This window comes from Xanthomonas sp. NCPPB 1754 (assembly GCF_041475725.2).
Lineage (GTDB): Bacteria > Pseudomonadota > Gammaproteobacteria > Xanthomonadales > Xanthomonadaceae > Xanthomonas > Xanthomonas euvesicatoria.
Map to the genome: position 1 here is coordinate 1,417,542 of NZ_CM192982.1, position 11,601 is coordinate 1,429,142.

Here is an 11,601-nt window from a genome sequence, read left to right on the forward strand (position 1 = left end):
GGCTCAAAACGCAGTGACGCGCCGTCGATCGGCCATCGCCAGGGCCCGGGGTGATGGCACGCCGACCGGTTGGCGTGTTGCCTTGCACGGGCGCTGGTGCAGTGCATGTCCGCAGGCGTGGACCGGCGCACGTTCGGCGTGCGCGCGGCAATGTCACACTGCGCCCGTGGGCGGATGACTGCTACAGGTTGGCTCGCTGGTTGGTCAATCTGAATTGCTTTATTCTGCTGCGCATCGGCGTGGGGGCGCCGCGTCGGTCAGGGCGCAGTCCAGCCCGCATGCCCAACCTCTTTTCTTTTGGTGGGTGATCTCATGGTGGCATTGCAGCAGCGCTCGATCGATGCGATTGGTGGCCAGGAACATGCGTTGCTGACCGCATGGTTGGAGTCCAGCCTGGGCAACGATGCGCGTCTGTCGCGGCAGGAATTCGAAGCGCAGGCCGGCGAATTCCTGCGCTTGCTGGTGGCGTCGTTGAAGCACGACGGTAGCAGCCTGGACAGTGCCGAATGGAGCGAGGTGCGTCGCTTCCTGGAACATCTCTCGCGCGACCGCGCCACCCGTGGTTTCGATTCGCAGGAAACCGCCAACTTCATCTTTTCGCTCAAGCGCGTGTTGTTTGCGCTGGTGCAGCGCGAATACGCCAGTACCCCGGAAGAACTGGGCCAGCAGTTGTGGGCGTTGTCGGAATTGCTCGACCGCCTGGGCTTGTACACCGTGAAGGTCTTCCAGAAGACCCGCGAAGACATCATCGTGCGTCAGCAGGAAGAGATGCTGGAGCTGTCCACCCCGGTGGTGAAGCTGTGGGACGGCGTGCTGGCGCTGCCGATGATCGGCACACTGGATTCGCAGCGCACCCAGGTGGTGATGGAGTCGCTGTTGCAACGCATTGTCGACACCGGCTCGGAAATCGCCATCATCGACATCACCGGCGTGCCCACCGTGGACACCCTGGTGGCACAGCATCTGCTCAAGACCGTTACCGCGATCCGGCTGATGGGGGCCGACGCCATCATCAGCGGCGTGCGCCCGCAGATTGCGCAAACCATCGTGCATCTGGGCCTGGACCTGCAGGGGATCGTGACCAAGGCCAACCTGGCCGATGCGTTGGCGCTGGCGCTCAAGCGCACCGGCGTGACCGTCAGCAAGGCAGACTGACATGGAACGTATTCCGATCCTGCGGATGGGCCATCTGTTGCTGGTCACCATCCAGGTGGACATGCACGACCAACTGGCGCTGCAACTGCAGGACGACCTGTCCGAGAAGATCAGCGCCACCTCTGCGCGTGGCGTGTTGATCGACATTTCCGCGCTGGATATCGTCGATTCGTTCATCGGGCGCATGATCAGCACCATTTCCGGGCTGGCGACGCTGATGGGCGCACAAACCGTGGTGGTGGGCATGCAGCCGGCGGTGGCGATCACCCTGGTGGAGTTGGGGCTGACCTTGCCGTCGGTGCGCACCGCGCTCGATGTCGAGCGCGGCATGCGCCTGCTGCAACAACCCGATGCGGCTCCATGACGGTCGGCTCGCAACCGGTGCGCACCGAGCAGGATGTGGTGCTGGCGCGGCAGACCGTGCGCAAGCTGGTGGTGCAATGCGGGCTGCGGTTGGTCGATCAAACCAAGCTGGTCACCGCGGCCAGCGAACTGGCGCGCAATACGGTGATCTACGGCGGTGGCGGCGACATGGACTGGGCACTGGTCGAAAGCGGCATCCGCAAGGGCGTGCAGCTGACGTTCCGCGACCAGGGCCCGGGCATTGCAGACCTGGAGCTTGCACTGACCGACGGCTGGACCTCTGGCAGTGGCCTGGGGTTGGGACTGTCCGGCAGCCGGCGGCTGGTGGACGATTTCGTGCTCGATAGCGCAGCCGGCAAGGGCACCCGCATCACCATCACCAAATGGAAGTAACCATGACCGGCGCGCTCACCCAGGTGATCCGCGTCGAAGAGGGCACCCAGGTCGGGCAGGTGCGCCGCGAAGCGGTGGCGCTTGCACAGGCCTGCGGTTTCGATGAAGACGGCTGTGGCCGCGTGGCCCTGGTGGCGACCGAGTTGTGCACCAACCTGCTCAACCATGCCGGTGGCGGGCAGATGCAGCTGTGCAGCGTCGCCGGCCGCGATGGTCTGGGCATCGAGTTGTGCACGCTCGATCAGGGGCGCGGATTCGTGCTGGCCGATTGTCTGCCGGACGGATATTCCACCGGCGGCACGCCTGGCAACGGCCTGGGCACGGTGCAGCGACATGCCGCGTTGCTGGACGCCTATTCCGATGCCCGGGGGGCCGTGGTCCTGGCGCGCGTGTACGCCGACGCCGACAGCATGCCCGACCTGCCCTACGGCGCGCTGCGTGTGCCGCTCCAGAACGAAACGGTCTGCGGCGATGGCTGGCATCTGGCGATCGATGCGCAAGGCGTGACCGTGAGCATGATCGACGGCCTGGGCCACGGAGCGGGCGCGGCCGATGCCGCCGATGCGGGGACGCGCGCTGCGGCAGCGGCCCGTGGCGAACCCGGCGAACGCATCGCGCGCCTGCATGCCGGCATGAGCGGCACGCGCGGCGGCGCGGCGGCGGTCATGCAGTTCGATCCCGGCAGCGGCCAGGTGCGCTTTGCCGGGGTGGGCAATATCGTCGCCTCGTTGTGCGATGGCGACGGCGTGCGCGGCATGCCCTCGCACCCGGGCATCGTCGGGGTGCAGTTCCGCAAGGCGCAACCGTTCGACTTTCCACGCGCCGCCGGCAAGTTACTGGTCATGCACAGCGACGGCCTGCAATCGCGCTGGACCCTGCGCGATCATCCGGGCCTGCTGTCGCGCCATCCACGCATCATTGCCGCAGTGCTGGCGCGCGATTACGCGCGCGGCCGCGACGATTGCTGCGTGTTCGTCATGCGCTTGGGAGGCATGCAATGAATTCAACCACCAAGATGCCGGCAGCCGAGGCGATGGCTGAACTGGAAAGCTTGCGCCAGCAGAACCAGGCCTTGCGCGAAGAGCTGGAAGAAACCAACCAGGGCGTGCTGGCCTTGTATGCCGAGCTCGACCAACAGGCCGAACAGCTGCGCGAGGTGTCCGAACTCAAGAGCCGCTTTCTGTCGTACATGAGCCACGAGTTCCGCACCCCGCTAGGCTCGATCCTGAGCATCACCCGGCTGCTGGAGGATGGCATGGACGGGCCGCTCAATGCAGAGCAGCTCAAGCAGGTGCGCTTTGTCAGCGGTTCGGCGCGCGAGCTCACCGAGATGGTGGACGACCTGCTGGACCTGGCCAAGATCGAAGCCGGGCGCATCACTATCTCGCCGGGCTGGTTCGACCTGATGGACCTGTTCGCGGCGCTGCGCGGCATGTTCCGTCCGCTCACCGATGTGGGCACGACCACGCTGATCTTCGAGGATCCGCCGGTGCTGCCGCTGCTGTACACCGACGACAAGAAGCTGGCGCAGATCCTGCGCAATTTCATTTCCAACGCGCTCAAGTTCACCCCGCAGGGGCAGGTGCGCGTGTTTGCGCAGCTGGAAGGCGACAGCCATGTACGCTTTGGCGTGCACGACACCGGCATCGGCATTCCGGCCGAGCTTCACGAGGCCTTGTTCGAAGATTTCGTACAGGTGGACTCGCCGCTGCAAAAACGCCTGACCGGCACCGGCCTGGGGTTGTCGATCTGCAAACGGTTCGCCGAATTGCTGGGCGGCCGGGTGGGGATCAACAGCGTGGTCGGGCAGGGTTCTGAATTTTACGTGGTGCTGCCGATGACACTGGCAGCGGAGGAAACGCGTGGGCAGTAAGCACCACATTCTGGTCGTCGACGACAACGCGGTGACGCGTTATTCGGTGCGGCGCGTGCTCGAACACCATCAGTTCGCGGTCGAAGAAGCCGGCACCGGGACCGAGGGTCTTGCCAAACTTTCCGCGCAGACGTTTTCTGCGGTGGTGCTGGACGTCAACCTGCCGGACATGAGCGGCTTCGATATCGTGCGGACGCTGCGTGCCGAGCCGCGCACCGCGTTGCTGCCGGTGGTGCATGTTTCGGCGGCCTCGATCGCCACCGGCGACATGATCACCGGGCTGGATGCCGGCGCCGACGCCTACCTGATCCATCCGGTCGACCCCAACGTGTTGCTGGCCACCTTGCGCACGCTGTTACGCGCACGCCGCGCCGAGGAGGCGTTGCGGGTCAGCGAGGCGCGTTTCCGCGAAATCTTCGAACACATCAGCGCGCCGATTGCGGTGGTGGATGCCAACCTGCACATGCACGAGGCCAATGCCGCATTCCAACGCTTGATCGGTAGCGCCACACCCGGCGCTGCGATCCATGCCGCCGGGTTGGATCAGGCCGCCGCCGTGCACGCACTGACCACTGCGTTGGCGCAACGCGAGCGCTGGAGCGGCACCTTGTCGCTGCTGCGCGATGGCAAGCTCTGCGAAACCGAATGGCGCGTGTCGCCCTACCGCGAGCCGGATCTGGGGCTGTTGCTGGTGGAAGACGTGACCGAGCAGCGCCTGCGCGAGCGCGAGCAGCGCCAGGAACTGGATACCGCCACCAGCGAGCTCGCGCATCAGATCGCGCAGCGTCAGCACACCGAAATCCAGCTGCTGCAGGCGCAGAAGATGGAAGCGCTGGGCAAGCTCACCGGTGGCATCGCGCACGACTTCAACAACCTGCTGACCAGCATCATTTCCGGCTTGGACATGATCCAGCTCGCAGTGGAATCCAATCGCATCGAACGCGTGCCGCGCCTGGCCGAGATCGCTAACGGCTCGGCGCACCGCGCCGCCGCGCTGACCCAGCGCATGCTGGCGTTCGCACGCAAGCAATCGCTGGACGCGCAACCGTTCGACGTCAACACCCGTGTGCGTTCGCTGGAAGACATGCTGCAACGCTCGATCGGCGAAAACATCGCGCTGGAGCTGGATCTTGCGTCCACGCCGCTGGTGGCCATTGCCGATGCCAACCAGCTCGAAAACGTGGTGCTCAACCTGGTCATCAATGCGCGCGATGCCTTGAAAGGGCAGGGCACCATCCGCATCCAGAGCGCGGCCTACACCGCGCACAACGATCCGGAACTGGACGACGGCGACTATGTCGCGGTGAAGGTGATCGACAACGGGAGCGGGATCGAGCCGGCCATTCTCGACCAGGTGTTCGAGCCGTTTTTCACCACCAAACCCATCGGCGAAGGCACCGGTCTCGGCCTGTCGATGACCTACGGGTTCGCACGTCAATCCGGCGGTACCGCACGCATCACCAGCGATGTGGGTCGTGGCACCACGGTGGCGCTCCTGCTGCCGCGCGGGCTCTCGGCCAACGAAATGCTGCCGGCACCGGCGCCCAGCGCGCCGCGCACGCGCAACGAGCGCATCCTGCTGGTGGACGACACCGACGTGGTGCGCATGATGGTGAGCGAAGTGCTCAGCGATGCCGGCTACCAGGTCATCGAAGCCGAGGATGCCAACGGCGCGCTGGAACACTTGCGCACCGAGGCGCACATCGATCTGGTGGTCTCCGATGTCGGCCTGCCCGGCATGAACGGGCGCGACATGGCCGATGTGGCGCGCACGCTACGCCCGGGTCTGCCGATCCTGTTCATTACCGGCTATGCCGAAAACGCGGCCACGCGGCAAGAATTTCTGGCAGAGGGCATGGCCTTGCTGCCCAAGCCTTTCAGCCTCAACGATCTGCTCAACACGGTGGTGCAGATGCTCGACAGCAGTGTCCTGGCGCGGGCGTAGGGCGTTAAGCGGCTCCAAACACGCATGCGTCGCTGCGGGGCGGGCGCGGCCTGCGCATGCAGCGGGCGTGCAGCCACGTTCCTGCATTTCGCTTAGCGCGCATACGCGTACGGCCCGAATGTGGCGCCAAGAAAACCGCCGGCCGACTCGGTACTGAGCACACTTGCATCGCCTTGTTCGAGCAGCGTCTGCCACTGCCCCTGGCCGACGGCGTAATCCACGCGCACGCGTGCGGCATCCAGCGCAAAGCGCAGTTTCACCGGTTGCGTGGCATCGGGCAGTGGCGCGCGTGCCAGTTCGGTGCCGGTGCCGGGCTGTTGCGCTCCGGCGCGGCAACACAGCACCACCGCAGCGCCGCTGTCCTCGCGCACCAGCATTGCTGCCAGGAAGTTGCTCTCCTTGGCCACGATCGCCAGACCGGCCTGTTCGCCTGGTGCCAGCGCACTGCCATCCACGCTGGCGACCAAGGTGGCGTGATGATGCTGCAGGCGATGACCCAGATAGGCCGGCTGACCACGGCCGATATCGCCCAGCGCAATGTTTGCCGGCGTCACGCGCAAGCCTTGTGCGCCGGGCTGATACCACGGCCTGATGGGTGGGTGGATGGTCATCCATTGCATCGGCACGCGCGCATCCCCGAAGCGCTCGCTCCACTGCATTGGCCCGGTGGTCGGCAGGGGCTGCGTGCCCGCCGGCAAGGGTGGGCGCGCTGCCACGACAGGGACCGCGGCGCCGTGCGGCAGCACCACCGGCCAGCCATCGCGCCATTGCACCGGCAACAGAAAGGTTTCCCGGCCCAGGTTGTAGTGATTGCCGCGGTAAGGGCGCGTTGCGAGAAACACCGCCCACCATGTGCCGTCCTTGAGTTCGACGAACTGTGCATGCCCGGCCGAGGTGATCGGCGCATTGCGCAATGGGTCCAGGTCGCGTTGGGTGAGTACCGGATTGCCGCTCCAGGTTTCGTATGGCCCGGTGATCTGGCGGCTGCGGTAGATCATCTGCGCATGCTGCTCGCCGGTGCCACCTTCGGCCGCGGTGAGGTAGTAGTGGCCATCGCGGCGGAACAGGTGCGGGCCTTCGATGTGTTCGGGATTGGTGGCCGGCTTGAAGCCCGAATCCACGATCACCTGACGGGTGCCGACCAACTTCATGCTGGCCAGATCCATCCGCTGCAGCCAGATGGCGCGGTGCCCGTCGTAGCGCAGCTTGCCGGCCGGCACGTCGTTGTTGACCAGCCAGGCGCTGCCATCGTCATCGAAAAACAGCGAGGGGTCGATGCCCTTGGCGTCCAGCCAGATTGGATCCGACCACGGCCCGGCCGGATCGGTGGCGGTGATCAGGAAATTGCCGCCATCGCAGTAGAAACAGGTATTGGCGATATAGAAGGTGCCAGCGTGGTAGCTGATGCTGGCGGCAAACAGGCCGCGGGTCAGTTCGTCGTTGCCGTAATTGATCTGGGTTGGACGGTCGATCGCGTTGCCGATCTGGTTCCAGTGCACCAGGTCGCTGCTCTTGAAGACCGGCAGGCCGGGGAAATAGCCGAAACTGGAATTCACCAGATAAAAATCGTCGCCGACGCGCACCGCCGATGGGTCCGGATGAAAACCGGCCACGACCGGGTTGCGGTACTGCGCGGCGGTTGGCGCGGGGCCGCCGTCGTCGCCCTGGTAATCGATCTGCGTGATCAACGCGGTGCCGGCATGCGCCAGCTGACAGCTCAATGCGGCCAGCAGGCCGGCCACCCATGCGAGTCGTTTCAAGAGATCCCCTCGTGCCATGCCCTGGCGCAACGCCAGTACGACACCAGCATGACAGCACGCAGGGCGGCGTGGCATGACGTTTTGCGATGCCAACGCTGCATGGTGGCATGCCTCCACGCGCGTGGCGGGGTGTGTGGAACGGGCGCTGCCACTTCGCTGCAACATTGCTGACATATCGTGCGCGCGGCGCCAAGCGGCGCCGCCAACCGGCGTGCCATGCCAAACGGCTTCGACGCTGTGTCATCACCTCGCATCACTACCTAGGATCAACCCGCATGTCGTTGTACTCGCCTGTCTTTCCGTCGCCGGTGTCCGCTATTGCACAGGTCGCTGCGCGCCGCCGCACCGCCTTGCAGCGCACGCCGCTGGCACGTGCCTGCGCCGGCCTGTTGCTAGCCTCGCTGGCGGCAACCGCGTCTGCGCAGCAAGCGCCGGCGACCCAGGGCGAAGCCAGCCCGACCGCGCTGGACACGGTCACCGTCACCGCCGAGCACCGCGAGCAGAACCTGCAGGACGTGCCGGTCTCGGTCGGCGTGGTGCAGGGCGCAGCGATGCGCGACTACACCGCCGGTGGCGATGACACGCTGCTGGCGCTGTCCGGCCGCGTGCCGGGCTTCTATGCCGAAACCACCACCGGGCGCATCTTCCCGCGCTTCTATATCCGTGGCCTGGGCAATATCGATTTCTACCTGGGTGCCTCGCAGCCGGTCTCCATCATCCAGGACGATGTGGTGCTGGAGCATGTCGTGCTCAAATCCAATCCGGTCTATGACGTGGACCAGGTCGAAGTGCTGCGCGGTCCGCAAGGCACGCTGTTCGGCCGCAACACCACCGCCGGCATCGTCAAGTTCGACACCGTCAAGCCCAGCGACACCTACACCGGTCGCGTCAACGCCAGCTACGGCAGCTACAACACCATCTCGCTGGATGGCGGCTTCGGTGGCCCCATCAACGACGTGCTGTCGTTCCGCGTGTCCGCGTTGTACCAGCACCGCGACGATTGGGTGGACAACACCTTTGCCGGCAGCAGCGCCGATGGCACGCGCACCCCACGCAAGGACGCGATGGGCGGTTACAACGACCGCAATGCGCGCCTGCAGGTCTTGCTCAAGCCCAACGATGCGTTTTCGCTGCTGGGCTCGGTGCACACGCGCGATTACGACAGCACTTCCACCTTGTTCCTGCGCAACGCGATCACGCGTGGCAGCGACAAGGTGGACGTGCCGCGCGACCGTGTGGCCTATGATGAGGGGCACGACAACCCGCAGGCGTATCAAACCGATGGCGGCTCGCTCAAGGCGATTTACGACTTCGGTGGCGTGTCGCTGACCTCCATCACCGCCTACGAAACCACTTCCGGCTACAGCCGTGGCGACACCGATGGCGGTGCTGCCGCCAATTACCCGGTCAATGGCGTGCCGAACGGCTTTGGCCAGTCGATGGGACAGATCCGCGACCTGGAGCAGTACACGCAGGAATTGCGCCTGGCCAGCGAAGGCGACGAGGCCCTGCAGTGGCAGGTGGGCGCGTTCTATTTCGACGGCCGCGACACCACCGATTTCTATCAGCGTGCCTATTTCCTGCAGACCGCCGCGCGCAACCCGAATAACTGGGTGCGCCTGCGCAATACCAATACCTCGTGGGCCGGCTTCGGGCAGATCAGCTACAAGGCGACCGACGCGCTGACGCTCACCGCCGGCATCCGCCAGACCAAGGACACCAAGGAAACCCGTCTGCTCAAGACCGCCGATACCGCAGCCGGTGTGGTGACCTACCGCGGTCGGCGCGATGTGCGCATGTCCGACACCCAGCCCAGCTGGGATCTGAGCGCGATGTATGAGATCGACCCCCAGCTGAGCGTGTATGCGCGCGTGGCGCGCGGTTTCCGTGGCCCCACCATCCAGGGCCGCAGCGCGGTGTTCAATTCGGACTTCACTACCGCCGATTCGGAAACCATCCTGTCGTGGGAAGCCGGCATCAAGAGCAGCCTGTTCGAGAACCGTCTGCGCCTGAATGTCAGCGGCTTCACCTACACGGTCGACGATATCCAGCTCAACGGCAACGACTCGGACGGCAATGGCGTGCTGTTCAATGCCGACAAGGCCAAGGCCTACGGCATGGAAGCGGACCTGGACTGGCGCCCGATCTCCAACCTGTCGATCACCGCCGGCCTGAGCCTGTTGCACAGCGAAATCCACGATAAGCGCGTGTTTGCGCAGGCCTGCGCGCTCAATGGCGTGGTGGTGTGCACCGTCAACGACCCGACCATCCGCGTAGGTGCCAACACCTTCGCCCAGATCGACGGCAACCCGCTGCCCAACGCGCCCAAGTACAACCTCAACCTGGCCGCGCGCTACGACATCCCGGTGGGCAACGACGGCGCGTTCTTCGTGTCCACCGACTGGAACAAGCAGGGCCAGACCAGCTTCGTGCTGTACGACTCCACCGAGTTCCGTTCCGACGGCAATTTCGAAGGTGGCCTCAAGCTGGGTTACACCGGTGGCTACGGTGCCTGGGAAGTGGCAGCGTTCGCGCGCAACATCACCAACGAAAAGAACCTCAAGGGTGTGATCGAAAACTACATGGCCGCGGTCTACAACGAGCCGCGTGTCGTTGGGGTGTCGGTCAATGTCAACTGGCAGTAACCGGTTGATCGCCTGGTTGATCGGCTGATGCAGTCACTGCGGCAACTGCGCCGCAGTGATGTTTCCTGCAGGTGGATGGGCCAACTGCGTGTATGCGCAGCTGGCCGTCGTGTCGTTTCACCGCTTGCTCAGGACAGAGCGCACCCAGTTGACGATTTGCGCGCTGCTCACTGCGCCGGAATGACGGCCTAGTTCCTGCCCACCCTGGATGACCAGCAAGGTGGGAATGCTGCGGATGCCAAAGCGCGTGCCCAGCGCCGGATGCAGGTCGGTATCCACCTTGGCCAGGCGCACCTGCGGTTCCAATGCTGCAGCGGCTGCGGCAAATTGCGGCGCCATGCTCAGGCATGGCCCGCACCAAGGTGCCCAGAAATCCACCACCAGCGGCAGTGCACTGCGCACCGCATGCTTGTCGAAATCTGCAGCCGACAAAGCCACCGGCGTCCCCAGGAACAGCGGCTGATGGCAGCTGCCGCAGTTGGGCGCATCGCGCAGGCGCGTGGGCGCAATACGGTTCATCGCAGCGCAACTCGGGCACGCGATCAGTAGTGGTGCATCGGTCATGTGGGTCTCCAGTCGGCGGCGCTGCCTGCGCTGTCTTCGGCCATCGCTGGCGGCGCATGCTGCATGCGGCCAGTGTAGCGATCACCACCAGCGATTCCGTGCCCAATGCCAGCGGCGGCACCAGCCTGCGCATGCCTGGCCAAGCTCCTGCGGGCCGCCACGCGCCACACCGCTCACGCCGATTGGCCCAGCGCCACGATCGGCACGAAGCCACCGTAGACCATGCGCTTGCCATCGAATGGCATCGGATTGACTGACGGGTCCATGCGTGGGTCTTCCATCATCTTGCGCATGCCCTCATCGCGGGTGGCCTTGTCCGGCCATTCGATCCAGGAAAACACCACGGTCTCTTCGGCGGTGGCATCCACGGCGCGATAGAAATCGGTCCATTGCCCCGGTTGGACATCGTCGCCCCAACACTCCACTACACGCAGCGCACCGTATTCCATGATGACCGCATCGCCCATGCGGGCATGCGCGATGAATGCTTCTTTGTTGGCCGTGGGGACGGCAAGCACAAAACCATCGATATACGACATAACCACCTCCGCAGACGGGGTGCACGGTGTGCACCCGAGGATGACCAAGGGATGTTGGTACGACCAAGAACTGGAGAGCAGTGGGGCAGGAGCGTGCGTCCAGCGCGCTGGCCGCACGAGCATACGGCGCATGGGGTGCAACGGCACTGCTTGAGTTGGCTGTCACCTGGGCCGCCTGGCGCACTGCCAAGACCCTGGCTGTCGGGCTCGCTGACACGGCGGCAGCGGATCTGTTGTGCGTCGATCGACGGCAGCGCGCTGTTGGCCCCTCTTGCTGGAGGCCGTGGCAATGCATCGGCCAAGATGCGCTGGTCGTACTACACCCGCGTGCGCACCGGCACTGCAGTTGCCGGGAACGTGCGGC

Annotated in this window: 10 protein-coding genes; 7 read left to right on the plus strand and 3 right to left on the minus strand. The window is 65.0% G+C overall.

The window, feature by feature from the left end; genetic code table 11:
• Window positions 1–312 precede the first annotated feature (312 nt).
• The 6 genes from ACCQ15_RS06270 to ACCQ15_RS06295 are packed head-to-tail and all read left to right on the plus strand — an operon-like array spanning window position 313 to window position 5,729.
• Window positions 313–1,155: an STAS domain-containing protein gene (locus ACCQ15_RS06270; RefSeq protein ID WP_014089644.1), complete on the plus strand. Its 843-nt coding sequence runs from the start codon at window positions 313–315 to the stop codon at window positions 1,153–1,155.
• Between the two features lies 1 nt (window position 1,156).
• Complete coding sequence (locus tag ACCQ15_RS06275; RefSeq protein WP_003484273.1) at window positions 1,157–1,519, plus strand: STAS domain-containing protein; 363 nt, start codon at window positions 1,157–1,159, stop codon at window positions 1,517–1,519.
• Window positions 1,516–1,911: an ATP-binding protein gene (locus tag ACCQ15_RS06280; protein ID WP_008571097.1), complete on the plus strand. Its 396-nt coding sequence runs from the start codon at window positions 1,516–1,518 to the stop codon at window positions 1,909–1,911. The genes ACCQ15_RS06275 and ACCQ15_RS06280 overlap by 4 nt, the downstream gene beginning before the upstream one ends.
• 2 nt (window positions 1,912–1,913) lie before the next feature.
• The gene (locus tag ACCQ15_RS06285; protein ID WP_372381336.1) at window positions 1,914–2,912 is read left to right on the plus strand and encodes an ATP-binding protein; all 999 of its coding nucleotides are present in this window, start codon (window positions 1,914–1,916) and stop codon (window positions 2,910–2,912) included.
• On the plus strand, window positions 2,909–3,784 hold the full coding sequence (locus ACCQ15_RS06290; protein ID WP_008571099.1) for a sensor histidine kinase: 876 nt from the start codon (window positions 2,909–2,911) through the stop codon (window positions 3,782–3,784). Before ACCQ15_RS06285 ends, ACCQ15_RS06290 begins: the two co-directional genes overlap by 4 nt.
• Complete coding sequence (locus tag ACCQ15_RS06295) at window positions 3,774–5,729, plus strand: response regulator (protein WP_014089647.1); 1,956 nt, start codon at window positions 3,774–3,776, stop codon at window positions 5,727–5,729. Before ACCQ15_RS06290 ends, ACCQ15_RS06295 begins: the two co-directional genes overlap by 11 nt.
• A 92-nt stretch (window positions 5,730–5,821) precedes the next feature.
• On the opposite strand, the gene ACCQ15_RS06300 is transcribed toward ACCQ15_RS06295, so the two are convergent.
• Complete coding sequence (locus ACCQ15_RS06300; RefSeq protein WP_372381337.1) at window positions 5,822–7,507, minus strand: glycoside hydrolase family 43 protein; 1,686 nt, start codon at window positions 7,505–7,507, stop codon at window positions 5,822–5,824.
• Window positions 7,508–7,764: 257 nt separating this feature from the next.
• On the opposite strand from ACCQ15_RS06300, the gene ACCQ15_RS06305 reads away from it, so the two are divergent.
• Window positions 7,765–10,134: a TonB-dependent receptor gene (locus tag ACCQ15_RS06305; protein ID WP_372381338.1), complete on the plus strand. Its 2,370-nt coding sequence runs from the start codon at window positions 7,765–7,767 to the stop codon at window positions 10,132–10,134.
• Window positions 10,135–10,251: 117 nt separating this feature from the next.
• Here ACCQ15_RS06305 and trxC read toward each other — a convergent pair whose 3' ends face one another.
• Together trxC and ACCQ15_RS06315 are read right to left on the minus strand one after the other, a co-directional pair.
• On the minus strand, window positions 10,252–10,698 hold the full coding sequence (trxC, locus tag ACCQ15_RS06310) for a thioredoxin TrxC (RefSeq protein WP_029818931.1): 447 nt from the start codon (window positions 10,696–10,698) through the stop codon (window positions 10,252–10,254).
• A 173-nt stretch (window positions 10,699–10,871) separates the two neighbouring features.
• Window positions 10,872–11,237, minus strand: a complete 366-nt coding sequence (locus tag ACCQ15_RS06315) for a DUF1428 domain-containing protein (RefSeq protein ID WP_008571105.1) — start codon at window positions 11,235–11,237, stop codon at window positions 10,872–10,874.
• Window positions 11,238–11,601 lie beyond the last annotated feature (364 nt).